Annotated in this window: 17 protein-coding genes; 6 read left to right on the forward strand and 11 right to left on the reverse strand. The window is 64.5% G+C overall.

Going from position 1 to position 15,681, the window contains the following annotated elements:
• The 6 genes from VGG53_RS06415 to VGG53_RS06440 form a co-directional block, all read right to left on the reverse strand.
• Positions 1 to 858 (reverse strand): enoyl-CoA hydratase-related protein (locus VGG53_RS06415; protein ID WP_331517172.1); only part of this gene is annotated, 858 nt, incomplete at its 3' end.
• A gap of 5 nt (positions 859 to 863) precedes the next feature.
• The gene (locus VGG53_RS06420) at positions 864 to 1,112 is read right to left on the reverse strand and encodes a lipoyl domain-containing protein (RefSeq protein WP_331517173.1); all 249 of its coding nucleotides are present in this window, start codon (positions 1,110 to 1,112) and stop codon (positions 864 to 866) included.
• The gene (locus VGG53_RS06425) at positions 1,105 to 2,103 is read right to left on the reverse strand and encodes an alpha-ketoacid dehydrogenase subunit beta (RefSeq protein ID WP_331517174.1); all 999 of its coding nucleotides are present in this window, start codon (positions 2,101 to 2,103) and stop codon (positions 1,105 to 1,107) included. The genes VGG53_RS06420 and VGG53_RS06425 overlap by 8 nt, the downstream gene beginning before the upstream one ends.
• A gap of 4 nt (positions 2,104 to 2,107) precedes the next feature.
• Positions 2,108 to 3,046 (reverse strand): thiamine pyrophosphate-dependent dehydrogenase E1 component subunit alpha, encoded by a 939-nt coding sequence (locus tag VGG53_RS06430; RefSeq protein ID WP_414688901.1) that lies wholly within the window; start codon positions 3,044 to 3,046, stop codon positions 2,108 to 2,110.
• Positions 3,047 to 3,096: 50 nt separating this feature from the next.
• A complete protein-coding gene (locus VGG53_RS06435) occupies positions 3,097 to 3,417 on the reverse strand; it encodes a hypothetical protein (RefSeq protein ID WP_331517176.1) in 321 nt (106 codons plus the stop codon).
• Between the two features lie 45 nt (positions 3,418 to 3,462).
• Positions 3,463 to 4,326, reverse strand: a complete 864-nt coding sequence (locus tag VGG53_RS06440; RefSeq protein WP_331517177.1) for a mycofactocin-coupled SDR family oxidoreductase — start codon at positions 4,324 to 4,326, stop codon at positions 3,463 to 3,465.
• A 250-nt stretch (positions 4,327 to 4,576) separates the two neighbouring features.
• On the opposite strand from VGG53_RS06440, the gene VGG53_RS06445 reads away from it, so the two are divergent.
• Positions 4,577 to 5,797, forward strand: coding sequence for a CaiB/BaiF CoA-transferase family protein (locus tag VGG53_RS06445; RefSeq protein ID WP_331517178.1), 1,221 nt, complete (start codon positions 4,577 to 4,579; stop codon positions 5,795 to 5,797).
• Positions 5,798 to 5,841: 44 nt separating this feature from the next.
• Positions 5,842 to 7,782 (forward strand): molecular chaperone HtpG, encoded by a 1,941-nt coding sequence (htpG, locus tag VGG53_RS06450; RefSeq protein ID WP_331517179.1) that lies wholly within the window; start codon positions 5,842 to 5,844, stop codon positions 7,780 to 7,782.
• Between the two features lie 3 nt (positions 7,783 to 7,785).
• Here the strand turns inward: htpG and VGG53_RS06455 are convergent, their stop codons facing one another.
• Both VGG53_RS06455 and VGG53_RS06460 read right to left on the reverse strand, forming a co-directional pair.
• On the reverse strand, positions 7,786 to 9,042 hold the full coding sequence (locus VGG53_RS06455; RefSeq protein ID WP_331517180.1) for an acyl-CoA dehydrogenase family protein: 1,257 nt from the start codon (positions 9,040 to 9,042) through the stop codon (positions 7,786 to 7,788).
• Positions 9,042 to 10,184: an acyl-CoA dehydrogenase family protein gene (locus VGG53_RS06460; RefSeq protein ID WP_331517181.1), complete on the reverse strand. Its 1,143-nt coding sequence runs from the start codon at positions 10,182 to 10,184 to the stop codon at positions 9,042 to 9,044. Before VGG53_RS06460 ends, VGG53_RS06455 begins: the two co-directional genes overlap by 1 nt.
• Positions 10,185 to 10,355: 171 nt before the next feature.
• On the opposite strand from VGG53_RS06460, the gene VGG53_RS06465 reads away from it, so the two are divergent.
• Entirely contained in the window at positions 10,356 to 11,135 is a 780-nt protein-coding gene (locus VGG53_RS06465) for a hypothetical protein (RefSeq protein WP_331517182.1), read from the forward strand.
• Positions 11,132 to 11,719 carry a hypothetical protein gene (locus VGG53_RS06470; RefSeq protein WP_414688898.1) on the forward strand — a complete coding sequence of 196 codons (588 nt, stop codon included), beginning with the start codon at positions 11,132 to 11,134 and terminating at the stop codon, positions 11,717 to 11,719. Before VGG53_RS06465 ends, VGG53_RS06470 begins: the two co-directional genes overlap by 4 nt.
• 151 nt (positions 11,720 to 11,870) lie before the next feature.
• Here VGG53_RS06470 and VGG53_RS06475 read toward each other — a convergent pair whose 3' ends face one another.
• From VGG53_RS06475 to VGG53_RS06485, 3 genes are read right to left on the reverse strand one after another with little or no spacing between them, the layout of a single operon-like run.
• Positions 11,871 to 12,623, reverse strand: a complete 753-nt coding sequence (locus tag VGG53_RS06475; RefSeq protein ID WP_331517183.1) for an ABC transporter permease — start codon at positions 12,621 to 12,623, stop codon at positions 11,871 to 11,873.
• Positions 12,623 to 13,330, reverse strand: coding sequence for a fluoroquinolone transporter permease (locus VGG53_RS06480; RefSeq protein WP_331517184.1), 708 nt, complete (start codon positions 13,328 to 13,330; stop codon positions 12,623 to 12,625). Before VGG53_RS06480 ends, VGG53_RS06475 begins: the two co-directional genes overlap by 1 nt.
• The gene (locus VGG53_RS06485) at positions 13,327 to 14,232 is read right to left on the reverse strand and encodes an ABC transporter ATP-binding protein (RefSeq protein ID WP_414688899.1); all 906 of its coding nucleotides are present in this window, start codon (positions 14,230 to 14,232) and stop codon (positions 13,327 to 13,329) included. Before VGG53_RS06485 ends, VGG53_RS06480 begins: the two co-directional genes overlap by 4 nt.
• A gap of 156 nt (positions 14,233 to 14,388) precedes the next feature.
• Between VGG53_RS06485 and VGG53_RS06490 the strand changes: the two genes are divergently transcribed.
• Together VGG53_RS06490 and VGG53_RS06495 are read left to right on the forward strand one after the other, a co-directional pair.
• On the forward strand, positions 14,389 to 14,880 hold the full coding sequence (locus VGG53_RS06490) for a GbsR/MarR family transcriptional regulator (protein ID WP_331517186.1): 492 nt from the start codon (positions 14,389 to 14,391) through the stop codon (positions 14,878 to 14,880).
• A 218-nt stretch (positions 14,881 to 15,098) separates the two neighbouring features.
• On the forward strand, positions 15,099 to 15,545 hold the full coding sequence (locus VGG53_RS06495) for a hypothetical protein (protein WP_331517187.1): 447 nt from the start codon (positions 15,099 to 15,101) through the stop codon (positions 15,543 to 15,545).
• Positions 15,546 to 15,681: the final 136 nt, after the last annotated feature.

Consider the following 15,681-nt stretch of genomic DNA (forward strand, 5'->3'; position numbering starts at 1 on the left):
GCCGTCGGTCGATGCGGCGGCAGCGGCCTGGCGCCGGGCGTGCTCGGACGGCAACACCTTGTCCTTGAACACGGTCTGAATCAGCTGCTGCACATCCTTACTGATCGAGGCGAGCGCGACGAGGTCGTTGGAGCTCTGCCAGTGCACCCGCATTCCCATCAGCTCCCAGGCTCGCTTCAGGTTGGCCTTGGTGAGCATCAGCGTCGTCAACGGTGCCTGGGCAATGTGGCGGGCGATCGCGTCCACGCGGTCGTCCAGGTCCTCCCGCTTGACCACCTCGTTGACGAGGCCGACCTCCAGCGCCTTCTTGGCGTCGATCACCTCGGCGGTGAACAGATAGTAGGCGGCGCGGCGCCAGTTCATGAATACCCAAGGCTCTATGGAACATTCACCGGACGGCATGCCGAACCCCTGCAGGGGCGGGTAAGAGAAGTAGGCGTCCTCGGAGGCGATGACGATGTCGGTGGTCAGGCCCATGTGCGTACCACCGCCCACACAGTAGCCGTGGACCTGCGCGATGGTGGGCTTGGAGAACTCCCACAGATTCAGGGTTGGCTTGACGAAGAGATCCGACTGCGCCTTCCACGGGTGGCCGGTCACCATGGCGTTCTCCACGAAGGCCGGATAGTCGACGGCATTGTTGCCGATCGCGTGCCCGGAGCAGAATCCCTTGCCGTTGGCCTTCAGCACCAAAACCTTGATGTCGTAGTCGCGGTCGGCATCCAGCAACGCGGCGTCGACTTCTTCGGCCAGCTTCTGGTCTTGGGCGTTGGCTTTCTCCGGCCAGTTCAGCGTGATCTTCGCGATAGCCCCGTCTTTCTGGTAGATGATCCTCTCGCGAGTCTCGTTGAGGTCCATATGTTTTAATCCTTCCTCGATGAAGTGATGACGCCGATTTCTGCGCCGATGTCGTAGGTGGTACCGGCCTGGCCCGTCCATTGCACGGTGCCGGAGGCTCCGGCTTGGATTTCCTGCTCCACTTTTTCGGTGGCGATCACGTAGATCGGTGTGCCCTCGTCGACGTGCTCGCCGGCTTCGACGAGCAGCTCGGTCAGCTCAGCCTCCGAGACGGCCACCGATACCCGCGGGATGCGAATAATGAAGTCAGCCAAGGGTTCCCGCCTTCGCGATGCTCCGCTGAACTGCGGCGACAATCCGTTCCGGCGACGGGTACACCTGCGCCTCCAGGGAGGCCGCGGCGGGATTGGGGATGAATCTGGCAGCGACCCGCTCGACCGGCGCGACCAGCTCGCCGAACAGTTCGGACTGCAGGATCGCAGCGATCTCTGCTCCGGGGCCCGCGAATTGCACTGCGTCGTGGATGATTACGGCGCGGCGCGTTCGGCGTACGGATTCGACGATGGTGTCGACGTCGAGCGGGACCAGGGTGCGCAGGTCAACGACTTCTGCGCTGACATCCTGGCCCGCCAGTGTTTCCGCCGCGGTCAGCGCGTCGTGCACGCTGCGGCCATAGCTGATCAGGCTCACGTCGGTGCCGGGCCGCTTGATGTCGGCCTGGCCCAGGGGGATCCGGAAGCCCGGATCAACGGGCACCGGCCCCTTCTTGCCTTGCAGCCGGATCGTTTCGACGAACAGGCACGGGTCCTCGTCGAAAATCGCCGACGCCAGTAGGCCTTTGCCGTCACGCGGAGTGGACGGCACGATCACCTTCATGCCGGGGATGTGCATGAACCATGCCTCCAGGCTCTGCGAATGGGTCGCCCCGGTGGCCAGCCCCGCGTACACCTGGGTGCGGACGGTAATCGGCGCCGTGGTGCGCCCAGCCGTCATGAATCGCAGCTTGGCGGCGTTGTTGATCAGCTGGTCGGCCGCGATGCCGATGAAGTCCATGATCATGATCTCGGCCACCGGCAGCATCCCGTCGATGGCTGCACCGATGGCCGCGCCGACGATCGCGGCTTCCGAGATCGGGGTGTCCAGGACCCGATCGTGGCCGTACTTCGTCGATAACCCGGCCGTGGGGCCCGACGCCCCGGGGTCGGCGATGTCCTCACCGAGCAGGAACACCCGATCGTCGGCTTGTAGCGCCTGATCCAACGCGAGGTTCAGCGCCTCGCGCATCGTCATCTCTTTGTCGTCCATGCCTTTACACCGGGAACTTGATCGGGGTTGCGTACACGTCGCGGTCGAGCTCGTCCACCGACGGTGAATCCGCGCTCATCACGGTTTGCAGCGCGGACTCCACCGTCGCGAGCGCCTCGTTGTCGATGCTTTCCAGCTCGTCCTCGCCGCAGATGCCCGCTTCGGCCAGGTGGGCGCGGAACTTCGGCACCGGATCGGCATCGATCGCCGCGGCCAGCTGATCCTTGGGGATGTAGGGCATCCGGTCACCGAAGTAATGGCCCCGGAAGCGGAACGTCACACACTCGATGAAGGTGGGGCCGGCGCCGGTGCGTGCCCGTCGCAGCGCCTCGTCGAGCGACGACTTCACCGGCAGCGGATCGTTGCCGTCGACGCGCACACCCGGCATGCCGTAGCCGGCCGCCCGGTCGGCGACCTGCTCGAGCTTCATGGTGTCGCTGGTGGGCGTCATCTCGGCGTACAGATTGTTCTGACATACGAAGACCATCGGAAGATCCCATAGTGCAGCCATATTGGCCGCCTCGTGAAACGAGCCGGTGTTGGTCGCGCCGTCGCCGAAGCTGACCACCGTGACCCGGTCCAGCCCTTTGCGTTTGGCCGACATCGCCAGACCGACCGCCACTGGCGGCCCGGCTCCCACGATCCCGGTCGACAGCATGACGCCGTTCTCGGGTTTGGCAATGTGCATGGTGCCGCCCTTGCCGCGGCTTGCGCCGACCGTGCGTCCCATCATCTCGCCGTAGATCTCCACCAGCGGTACACCTTTGCCGATCAGGTCGTGCAGTCCGCGGTACGTGGTGACCAGCTGGTCGTCGGGCCGCAGCGACACACCCATCGCCGCGGCGATCGCTTCCTGGCCGCGCGACGGCCAGTACACGCACATGAATTCTCCGGTGCCGATGCCCTTGGAGAGCCGATCGTCAGCCGCCTTCATCAGCACCATCAACGCATAGAGGCGTTTCTGGACTTCTGCAGAGACCTCTGGCGCCGGAGTCACTTTGGGTAGGAACCAATCTCGGCGTAGACGTTGGGAATTGGCGGTGTTTCCATGTTGAGTAGCTCGAGCGAGGACATCTTGCCGCTGGCGCCGAGCTCCCCCAGCCGTTGGACCACCGCGTCGAGGTCGTCGCAGTCGAGCTCGTAGATCGCGACGAACGGGCCTTCGCCGTCGGTCGGCGCGAAACGGCGCGCTGAGACGATCCCGTCCACCGAGCAGATCTCCGCCAAATGCGTGTCGTTGTACCACTTGTGGTACTCGGCCTCGCGGTCCGCCGACACCGGCATGGTCTCCAGGTAGATGATCCCTTTAGGCATGCCACTCCTTCATTTCGCTTGCGGTGCAGCGTGGTTGACCGAGCATCAGCCGCCCGACCACGGCTTCACCTTCAGGAATCCCCCGCCGTCGACGCGGAGCTGCTGGCCGGTGATGTAGCGGGCGGCGTCGGAGGCAAGGAACAGCACGGCCTCGCTGATGTCCTCGGGTTCGACGTAGGGAATGGGCATGGCCTGCACCAGTGGAAAAACCGGCTCGGCATCTTCGCGGGTCGGATTCTTCAAGTCGGGACGGAAAGCCCGGTACATCGGCGCGCTGTGCAACATGTCGGTGTTGACGTTGGTCGGGTGCACCGCGTTCATCCGGATCGAGAACGGCGCCAGCGCCCGTGCGAAATCGTTGACATAGTGCGCGGCAGCGATTTTCGCAAAAGCATACCCAGCGCCGCCGGGACCGCCGTCGATGCCGGCGGTGTTCATGGATGACATGAATGCCGCGTTGGACCCGATCACGATGATCGACGCGCCGGACTGGAGATGCTTGAGGCCGGCGTGCACCAGGTTGAGTACGCCACCGAGGTCCACGTCGACGGCATCGGCGAATGCCTGCGCCGGCAGGCCCGCTGTCAGCGGACAGATGCCGGCGTTGGCGACCACGATGTCGAGATGGCCGAGCTCGGCGACGCCGCGGTCGATCGCCGCCGACAATGCGGCGCGGTCACGAACATCGGCGATCTCGGTGATGACACGCTGCCCCTCCTTCTCGACCAGACGAGCGGTTTCGTCGAGATCTTCCGGCCGGGCCAGCGGGTACTCATTGGTTTCGATGTCTTCGCACAAGTCGATCGCGATGATGTCGGCGCCTTCGGCGGCGAGCATCCGCGCATGCGAGCGGCCTTGACCTCGTGCGGCTCCACTGACGACCGCGACCTTGCCCGTCACCCTGCCCATAGCCCATCCCTTCCCATGCGCTCAGCAATGCGACGTACATTGGGGCTCAAGCCATTCGATACGGGAACCGGGATCTGCCGTCGTCGCCGTGGGCTCAGCAAGGGCGCTGACCCGGTCATCGACTGGGACCGGACGAGCGTTCGACTCATCGCTTCTCTTCCACGACACTGCGTCATTGCAGGACAGGCTGACAAATACCTATAGTATCTATACTACCTAAAATAGAAAAGACACCGAAAAGGGTGGACAGATGACAGGCGTGCTCACCGGCGTCCGGGTCGTCGAACTGGCTTCGTGGACGTACGTGCCCGCCGCCGGTGTCGCATTGGCGGACTGGGGCGCGGACGTCATCAAGGTAGAGAGCATCGTCGGCGGTGATCCCGGCCGCGCATTGGTGGTCGGAGGCTTCACCCGGCAAGCGGCGCGAGCCGATACCGACTTCATCCTCGAACTCAGCAATCGCGGAAAGCGAAGCATCGCACTAGATCTCAAGAGTGAGACCGGCCGTGAATTCTTCGGGCGGCTGCTCGCCGAGGCCGACGTACTGCTCACCAACTGGCTACCTGCAGCGCTGGAACGGGCCCGTCTTACGGTCGAGGACATCCGCGGGTTCAACCCCGACATCATCGTCGCGCGCGGAACCGGGTTGGGGGTGCGCGGCCCCGACCGCGATCGAGGCGGGTTCGACGCGGCCACCTACCTGGCCCGCGGCGGGGTGGCTTACACGCTCACGCCGTTCGGCACCGAAAACCCCGCCGTGCAGGGCCCGGCTTTCGGTGACCTGCAGGCGGGGATCACCCTGGCCGGCGGCGTCTGCGCAGCGCTGTTCCACCGCCAGCGAACCGGCGAGCCGACCATTGTCGACTCCTCGCTGCTGGCCCAGGCGATGTGGAGCATCGCGCCCTCGATTTCGGTCGCCGATCTGTTCGGCATCGACGGCATCCCCGGAGCGCCTCCCGGATTGGCGATGAACCCGCTCGTCAATAGGTACAAGACCAAGGACGACCGGTGGATCCAGCTGGTGTTCCTGCAGCCGGACAAGTTCTGGGCCGGCTTCTGTCACCGGATCGGCCTGTCTGAGCTGGCCACCGACGAGCGGTTCGTGCCGTCGTCCAATCTGGTCGCCAACGCGGCCGAGGCGACCGCGTTGCTCGCCGCCAAGTTCGCCGGGCACGACCTGGCCCACTGGCGGCAGGTGCTGGCCGACGAGCCCGGGGTCTGGGCGCCGCTGGCCACCCCGCGTGAGGCACTCAACGACCCGCAGAGCAAACCCAACGGTTACCTGATCACCAATGTCGACGATCAGGGTGTCGAATACGAGATGGTGGCTGCGCCAGTGCAGTTCGATGAGACACCGCCCGGCCCGGGACGTGCGCCCGAACACGGCCAGCACACGGAGGAGATCCTGCTCGAGCTCGGCTTCGAGTGGGACGATATCGCCGCGGCCAAGGACAGCGGCGCAATCCTGTAGCCTGCCCTCGAATGCCAGTCTCGTGGAGGGCGTAAGGGGAAATCATGACAGCGGACGTCGAGCAGCTGGAGTTTCAGGCCGAAGCAAGGCAACTGCTGGATTTGATGGTCCACTCGGTCTACTCCGACAAGGATTCGTTTCTGCGCGAGTTGATCTCGAACGCCTCGGATGCGCTGGACAAGCTGCGGATCGAAGCATTCCGAAACAAGGACCTCGACGTCGACACCTCCGACCTGCACATCGAGGTCGACGTCGACAAGGACGCCCGCACCCTGACCATCCGCGACAACGGCATCGGCATGACCCGCGCCGAGGTGGTCGATCTGATCGGCACCCTGGCCAAGTCCGGTACCGCCGAGCTGCGTCAGCAGTTAAAGGACGCACAGAATGCTAAAAACACCGCAGTTTCCGAGGAACTGATCGGTCAATTCGGCATCGGGTTCTACTCCACTTTCATGGTGGCCGACAAGGTCGAACTGCTCACCCACAAGGCGGGCGACAGCGAAGCCATCAAGTGGGAGTCCAGTGGCGACGGCACCTACACCATCGCCACGGTCGAGGGCGCTCCGCAAGGGACATCGGTCACCCTGCACCTCAAGCCGGTGGACGCCGAGGACGCAATCCACGACTACACCTCGGAGTGGCAGATCAGGACGCTGGTCAAGAAGTACTCCGACTTCATCGCCTGGCCGATCCGGATGGAGGTCGAGCAACGCTCTCCTGCTACCGAGGACGGCGGCGAAGAAACCGCCACCATCGAAACCCAGACCCTGAACTCGGGCAAGGCGCTGTGGGCCAGGCCCAAAGACGAAGTGTCCGACGAGGAGTACAAGGAGTTCTACAAACACATCGCGCACGCCTGGGACGAGCCGCTCGAAGTGATCTCGATGAAGGCGGAGGGCACCTTCGAATACCAAGCCCTGCTGTTCATCCCGACGCGGGCCCCACTCGACTTGTACGAGCCGGACGCGGCCGTCGGGGTGCAGTTGTACGTCAAACGCGTCTTCATCATGGGCGACTGCGACCAGGTGATGCCCCGGTACCTGCGTTTCGTCAAAGGTGTGGTGGACGCGCAGGATCTGTCGCTGAACGTTTCCCGCGAGATCCTGCAACAGGACCGGCAGATCAACGCGATCCGGCGCCGGCTGACCAAGAAGGTCCTGTCGACCATCAAGGATCTGCAGTCTGAGCGGCCGGACGATTACCGCACCTTCTGGGGTGAGTTCGGCAAGGTCCTCAAAGAGGGCCTGATGAGGGACTTCGACAACCAGGAGACGCTGCTGGAGGTCTCCTCGTTCGCCTCGACGCACAGCGAAGACCAACTCACCACGCTGGCCGAGTATGTGGAACGGATGAAAGACGGCCAGCGACAGATCTTCTACGCCACCGGCGAATCGCCTCAGCAGATCCTCAATACGCCACATCTTGAAGCGTTCAAAGCCAAAGGCTACGAGGTGCTGCTGCTGTCCGACACGGTCGACGAGATCTGGCTGGGATCGGTGACCGAGTTCGACGGCAAACCGCTGCAATCGGTGGCCATGGGCGACGTCGACCTCGACTCCGAGGAAGAGAAGACGGCGCACGAGGCCGAACGTAAAGAGCAGGAGCAGGATTTCGCCGATCTGCTGAGCTGGTTGACCGAGACGCTGAGCGAGCACGTCAAGGAAGTGCGGCTATCCACCCGTCTGACCGACTCGCCGGCCTGCCTGATCACCGACGCCTTCGGCGTGACCCCGTCGCTGGCCCGCATCTACCGCGCCACCGGGCAGGACGTCCCGGTCGGAAAGCGGACTTTGGAACTCAACCCGAAACACCCACTCATCTTCGGTCTGCTGCAGGCCCACAAAGACCGCGGCGACGATCCTACGAATACCGAAACCGCTGAATTGCTCTACGGCGCAGCTCTTCTCGCCGAAGGTAACGCACCCGAGGATCCGTCGCGGTTCGCCGAGCTGCTGGCGAACCGGCTGGCACGCACGGTGTAGCGGCTAATTGCCGTGCTTTACCTGATTGAACGGCACACCGCGGTCGGCGGCGTACTCGCGAGGAAAATTCAGCACCCGCTCGCCGATGACGTTGCGGGCCAACTCGCTGGTGCCGCCGCCGATGCAGACGGTCTGCCGGGATAGGTAGCGCAGGCCGGCCTCCAGGCCATCGCCCTCCGCACCGACGACGCCGGCCGTTCCGGTGATGGCCAACCCGGCGTCCATCTCCAAAGTGACTGTCTCGGCGTGAAATAGCCGCAGCAGGGTCCCGGCAGCGGGCGGCAGCGTGCCGTCGCGAACGCTGCGGAAGACATGGGCGCCCAGTTGATCGCTGACCGCCCGGTGCACCAGTGCCCGTCCAGCGATCTGCCGCACTCGTTCGTTGTCGGCTTGCCCGGTCTTCTCGGCCAGCCGCAGATAGTTCACCGGTGTGGCTCGGCCGCCCTCGCTGCCGCTGCCGCTGGCGAATTCCGAACCCATGCCCACCGCTCGGCGCTCGTGATAGAGCTGCCGTGAGGCAACCGACCACCCGTCGTTGACCTCGCCGACGACAGCGTCGTCACCGACGTCGACGCCATCGAGGAACTCCTCGCAGAACTCCGTGGAGCCGTTGAGCTGAGTGATGCGCCGCAACGTGATTCCCGGATGCTTGATCGGCACCAGGAACATCGTGAGTCCGTAATGTTTGGGCACATCCCAATTCGTGCGGGCCAGGCATAGCCCATAGTCCGCGCCGAATGCGCTGGTACTCCACGTCTTTGCGCCGTTGATCACCCAGCGGTCGCCGTGCCGTTCGGCCCGGGTGATCACGCCGGCGAGATCAGAGCCGCCACTGGGCTCGGACAACAGCTGAACCAGTACCTCGTCACCCCGCAGCGCCGCGGCAATGTGCTCGCGTTTCTGCTCCTCGCTGCCGGTGTCGAGCAGCGTCGCGCAGCAGATGGTGAACGTCGGGGTGTTGAGGATCAGCGGCATCTCATAGCTGAGGCTCTCCTCGTTGAACACCTTCTGGTACTCGTAGTCCAGGCCGAGCCCGCCGTAGTCGCGAGGAAAGCAGATACCGGCGAATCCTCCTTCATAGAGCCGCTTTTGGAGCTCGCGAGCTCGCTGCCAGCAGCGCTCCTCGTCACGATGGGCCGCCGGTGGGGCCGCGGGATCGATAGCCGGCATGTGCCCGGCCAGCCAGGCGCGAGCCCGGACCCGAAACCCGTCGATGGACTCGGCCGCAGCGTCAGTGTCGGCGCGATAGGTGTCGGTCATCAGGCGGACCTCGGAGCCTGTTGTGCTGCCTCCTGCAGCTGGTAGACCCGCAGGTTGTGTTCCTCGGGCGTGCCGAACATGGACCGGTACAGCGCAGCCCGGCGCAGGTACACATGCAAGTCGTGCTCCCAGGTGACGCCGATTCCGCCGTGCATCTGCACGCAGCCCTGGATGATCTCAGTGGCCATCTCCCCGACGTAAGACTTGGCGATGCTGGCCGACAGGGCGGCGTCGGGCAAGCGGCCGGAGATGGCGGTTACCGCCGCGGTCGTGGTCGCCTTGCACGCCTCCAACCACATCTTCATATCGGCGAAACGGTGTTTCAGCGCTTGGTAGGACGCCAGTGGCCGGCCGAAGGTGTGCCGGTCCAACGCCCACGCGACGGTGAAATCGAAGACGGTTTGCAGAATTCCGATCACTTCTGCGCACTGCAGCAGTTGGGCGATTTGGCTTTGACGGTCGATCAGCTCGGCGGTGCCGCCGACGGCGGCGCTGTGGTCGACTTCGACCCCGTCGAAGTGCACACGGGCGTAGTGCTTGACCAAGTCGACCGACTGCTGCGGCTCGATGTGCAGCCCGGATGCGTCGGTTGGCACCAGGAACTGGCCTACGCCGTCGTCGGTCTGCGCCACCACGAGCAGCAGGCTGCTTTGAGCGCCGGACTCTACGCGGTCTTTGACACCGTCGATGCGGTAGCCGGACGCGGTCGCGGTCGCGGTGACCGAGGGCTGATGAGGCGCCCACCCGTGCCCCGGCTCGTACACCGCCCACGACGCGACGGTCTCGCCGGCGATCAGCGATTCAATCGTCGCCGCGTGGGAATGCGGGTCGGCGGAATCCACCAGTCCGGCGAGCACCGTGCTGACCGGATACAACGGGCCGGGCGCCACCGTCTTACCGAGCTGTTCGGCGACCATCACCAGATCGGCGACACCATCACCGGATACGCTGCCGCCGCCCAGTTCTTCGGGGACCAGCAACGCAGTCCAACCCAGCTCGGCGGCCCGCTGCCACCAGGTGGGCTCGAACGAGACACCCTGGCTGTGCAACTCTCGCACCCGGCTCAGCGGAACCTCTTTTTGCAGAAATGCTTGGGTGGTGGAGGCGAAGAGTATCTTTTCGGGAGAATCGACGGCAGTCATGATGTTGGCTGGGACCTTCCTGGACCTTCCTGGACCTTCCTTCACCGTTGCGGATGAAGGCCGGGCGTGTGTCCCAGTCGGTGGTAGCTGGTGACCCGATGGTAGCAATGAGCAATACCGTAAGAGATACCGGAGTTCACTCGATAATGACGTTGAGAAGCCGCGCTCGCCATGGCTGACATCGACAAGCCGCCGCAGGATCCCGCCAAGGCGAAGACCGATGCGATCGCGTTGGCAGAGCAAGCCGAGGCCGAAGCCGCTGAGGCCGAGGCGCTCGCCGCGGCCGCCCGCGCACGGGCCCGTGCCATCAAGTTGCGGCGAGAAGCGCAGGAAAAGGCCGACGAAGACGCCGACGCAACCACCGTGGTCGGCGAAGACGTCGAGGCAACCGAGACCGTCGAGACACCGGAGCCACTCGAGCCGTCCGAGGCGGCCGAACCCGAGCCCCGCCGCCGCCGGTTACCAACCGTGAAGTTGTCCCTGGCGCTGACCGCCGCCGCAGTCATCGCCATCTGCGCACTGCTCGGGGCCAGCGGCTGGATGGCCTCGCGCCACCACAACGTCCTGCAGAAGCAGCAGCGCGCCGCAGCATTCACCGCCACCGCCCGACAAGGCGTCGTCAACCTGACGTCACTGGACTTCAACAAGGCCAAGGAGGACGTCCAGCGGGTACTCGACAGTGCTACCGGCGAATTCAGAGATGACTTCCAAAGGCGCGCAGACGATTTCGAGGCGGTGGTGAAGGATTCCAAAGCGGTGACCGAAGGATCGGTCGCGGCGACGGCGATCGAGTCGATGAACAACGATTCCGCCGTCGTTCTGGTCTTGGCCAACGAGCGTGTCACCAATATTGCCGGCGCCAAAGACCAACCGCGGACCTTCCGGTTCCGGGTGTCGGTGGTCCACGACGGTGATCAGCTGAAGGTATCGAAAGTGGAGTTCGTGCTGTGAGCGCAGAGGACGAGGCCACCCCCGACATCGAGGCCACCGACGGGGTCGAGATCGACACGTCCGCAGACAGCAGCAAGGGTTCGACCGCATCCTGGCGGCGACTCGTCAGCACCATCCCGGTGGTTTTGGTGCTGGGTCTGCTGGCGGCCGGCGGGCTGGCCGGATGGCTGTATTTCTCGCAGTACCGGGCTGACACCCAGACCGACGACGCGGTCGCGCAGAGCGCGGTCAACGCGGCGCGAGACGGCACCGTGGCCTTGCTGTCATACAAACCCGACACCCTCAACCAGGACTTCGCCGCGGCCAAATCCCACCTCGCCGGCGACTTCCTGAACTACTACGACCAGTTCACCAAGCAGGTCGTCACTCCGGCCGCTAAGGAAAAGGCGGTGATGACTACCGCTCAGGTCGTGGGCGCGGCGGCGACTCAGCTGCACCCGGATTCGGCGGTCGTGTTGGTTTTCGTCAACCAGGCCACCACCAGCAAGGAACGGCCGGATCCGGCGATGGCGTCCAGTAGCGTGCTGGTGTCGTTGACCAAGCTGCACGGGGACTGGCTGATCACCAAATTCGACCCCGTCTGATAGACCGACTCCTCCTCGGCCGGACCCCGGCCCGCATCGTCGTCGGTCGGTCTAATCGACCGCGAATGACCGGCGAAGCGTCAGCGCGTGCAACGCGGTGCTCTCCTTCGAGACCACCCACTCCGGTGCTGGAGGTATCGATTCGTTGATGTCAGGTGTTTTTGGCAAGGAAGCGGCGGAACAGGGGCCAGGCGATGGCCAGGTTGTAGACGACGCCGACGAGGAGATAGGGCCACCAGGTGCGGTGGTCGCTGGCGACCCAAAACGCTTTGGCGGCCCAGTACGGCGGCAGCACGCCGAATGCGAGGTTCCAGCCGGAGTCGATGAACCACGGCAGGCAGGGCAGGCCGGAGATGAGCATCCCGAGGGCGCGGACGGCGGCCAGACCCTGAATCTTGTTGCTGGCCAGAGCGAGAATCAGCAGCATGCTGACGACCGCCGTCAATCCGGCGAGCAGGCCGATCGGGACCAGGGACAGGGCCAGGCCGGGCTCCAGAATCCCGCTGAAGGACATGGTCGCGACCACGTAGACGGCGGTCACTCCCAGGACGGTGGCCGCCCGATAGGCGAAGAAGGTAGAAAGCGGCACCGGGGTCACCCGCAGCGCGGTCAGCGTGCCAGCGTCGACCTCGTCCAGCACAAGGAACGCGGCCAGCCCTCCGGCAATGATGATGCTGGTTAGCAGCAGGAACGCGGTGAGGATCAACGGGTAGTAAGGAACCAGGTCGAATCCGTAGCGGTCGGCCAGCATTCGGGTCACGCGTGGAGTGAGCAACCCGACGCCGGTGGTCCAGATGACGGGGGCGACGACGATCATGATCAGCAGCGGGTCGCGGTAGGTGCCGCGCAGGTCGTTGCGGCCGAACGCTGCCAATGCCTTTGCGCCCGTGGCGTATAGCACCATCACAGGCCGCCTCTGGCGATGATGTAGCGGCCGAACGCCGCCTTGGCCGCCCAGCACAACCCCGCCAGGCACACGAGCGGGTAGGCCACCGCGTACACGGCCTGCCACGACGTCAAGCTCACCTGGTGGAAGGCCGCCCCGAGCAGCAGCAGCGGTCCCTGCGTGGGGATCAGGTACAGCAGCGGGTTCGGCCACACGCCGCAGTAGTGCAGGACCGGCAGTGTCATCATCGCGAGCGGGACCGTCGCGGCCAGAAACCAGTCGCTGACCGAGGCGAACGGCAGCGACGTGGTGAACCCCACCAGCAGCATCAGCAGCGTCCCCACCACCACCCCGACAACCAATGGCGCCGGGCGGCAGGCGAAGCCGTGGGCGATCGTGGCCACCATCAAGGCCACGAACAGTGAGATCAGTACCAGGACAGCCAGTTTGGCGGCTAGGTATTCCCAGAACCGCAGCGGGGTGGAGATGACCGCGCCCAGCGTGCGTTCCTGCTTCTCGAGGAACACCGTGCCCGCGATGAAGAAGAATCCGATGATCGAGATGTCGCCCAGCAGGATGTAGGGCGCGGAGACCAGGCGCAGCCCATGCGACATCGGCAGCAGCACGGCCAGCCAGATAAGGCCGGAGAAGACGGCCGCGTGTAGAAACCGTTGCCGGATCTGAAGGGTCAGCTCGAGCCGAAATGCGCTCGCCAGCCGGGTCATGACAGCCGCCTGCCGGTGATCTCGACGAAAACGTCGTCGAGGCTGGCTTCTCTGCTGTGGATGGTCTCGACGCGCTGGCCGCGCAGCACCGCATGAAACGCCGGGTCGTCGGCCAGGCCATCCATTTCGAACTCGGCGGACTCAAGGCGGCCCTTCTTGCCGCGGTACTCCACGCGCACGAGCCGCTGGCTGCGGGCGATCCTCAGCTCGGTGGGCGTGTCCAGGGCAACGATGCTGCCGTCGACGACGAAGGCCACCCGGCCGCACAGCTCGTTGGCGGTCGCCATGTCGTGGGTGGTGAGGAAAACCGTGCGCCCGCGCGCCTTGAGGTCAAGGATGATGTTTTTGACCTTGCGCGCGTTCACCGGGTCCATCCCGGAGGTGGGCTCGTCCAGGAAGAGCAGTTCCGGGTCGTTGATCAGCGACCTGGCGAAGGTCAGTCGCATCTGCATGCCCTTGGAGTACTTGCCCACTCGGGTGTTGGCATCGTCGGCCAGGCCGACGGCATCCAGCAGCTCCATCGGATCCGGCGTCGCGGTGTCATAGAGCGAGGCGAAGAAACGCAGGTTCTCCAGGCCGGTGAGCTTCTGGTAGTGGCTGGGCAGCTCGAACGAGACACCGATGCGCTGGTAGTAGTCCGGTCCCCAGGCCAGCGGGTCCTTGTCCCACACCGCGGCCTCGCCGCCGTGACCGCGCAGCAGGCCGATCAACAGCTTTTGGGTGGTGGACTTGCCAGCGCCGCTGGGGCCGAGGAACCCGAAGATCTCACCGCGGCCGACGGTGAAGTCCATGTCGCGCACCGCGGGCTCGGATGCCTTTGGATAGCTGAACGTGAGCCCGCGGACGCGGATCACCTCGGTCGTGGCGCTCAATGATGTGGCTGCCGCGGAGACGGTATGCATATGCTCAGTCGCCTTCTGGGTCAGCGGTGCGTCGGTCGGCCGTCGTCACCGCACGAATACGGTTACCAAGTTCCGACCAGACTTCCCGGAGCGCCGACAGCCACTATACTGAAGTTTCAGAGATTATTGAAGACTCTTTGGGTGGAGGGGATTCCGGTGACCGAGGCCGCAGATACCAACGAGGCCGCCGAGCAGCTCGCGCTCGTCCTCACCAACCACGGGCTGCAACGCATGACCGCCCGGGTGCTGGCCGCGCTGCTGTTCACCGAGCAGACCACCATGACCATGGGCGAGTTGGCGACCCGGCTGCAGGCCAGCTCGGGCGCGATCTCGGGCGCCATCAAGATGCTCACCTCCGTCGGCCTGGCCCAGCGGGTGCCCGCACCGGGGAGCCGCCGCGACCACTACCGGCTGCCCGACGATGCCTGGGCGGTCCTGTATACCAACCAGAACGCCGTGATATCGGCCATGCAGGCTGCCGCCGAAGTAGGTATCGAGGCCACCGGACACGACAGCCTGGCCGGACGGCGTCTGGCGCAGATGCGGGACTTCTACGCCTTTCTTCTCGGGGAGATCCCAGCGCTGCTGGACCGCTGGCATCACAACTGGGGCGGAAAAAATGGGGCCACTTCTCACGTTCGGAGCTAACCGAGTTTAAGAACAGCCCGGTAAAAGCCACCATCACCACACGGCCCTCGACCGGGCAAGCCCGGTTTCATGCTCTTGGCAAAACGGTGGTCCATTCACCGTGCCAAGCGAACCTCAAACGGGGGCCCAGTTCGAAAAGGCCTGTGGGAGTATATTTCTTCTAGGTGCGCCGGGAAGTCTGGTCGGCTCGTTCTGACCGCTACCCCGATGGAGTGCACATGGTTTTTGCCCTGCAAATTCTGCTCATCGCGTTCTGCTTGCAAGGGTTGGTGAAGTTCGCGGTCGGCTTCTTGGTGCCGTATCCCATCCGGATCCGGAGGATTGCCTCGTATTACGACCGCGGTGGGCGAACCATCAGCATCTACGACACCATCACCTTGATCATCATCGGGGTGCTGGTGGTGCTGCTGTTCCTGACGCAGATGCATGACCTCAGCTTCATCACCGGCCTCATTGTGGGGATGCTGACCATACAGATCTTCTTCCATCGGTTCAGTCGCGTGCTGCCTGCGGAGCAGATGCCCGAAACACCCACGCCGCCACGCAAACTCATGTCATATGCCATCCAGGCCACACCGGCCCTCGGGTGGCGAGAGATCCTATTCATGACGGCGCTATTCGTGTGGGCGCTCGCCATGCTGCTAACCCACCTGCAGCTCCGCTAGGGACCGTCTCTGCAGGGAACGACATGGTAGGGCGCGAGGACTACCTCGGCGTGGGCGCACTGGTACAACACCTGGAGGCTCATGCACCGCCTCGGGCGCCGTCCTCCGGCAGAAGCCGAAGGCGAGTACTACGCTC

It is taken from the genome of Mycobacterium sp., from assembly GCF_036490025.1.
Taxonomy (GTDB): Bacteria; Actinomycetota; Actinomycetes; order Mycobacteriales; family Mycobacteriaceae; genus Mycobacterium.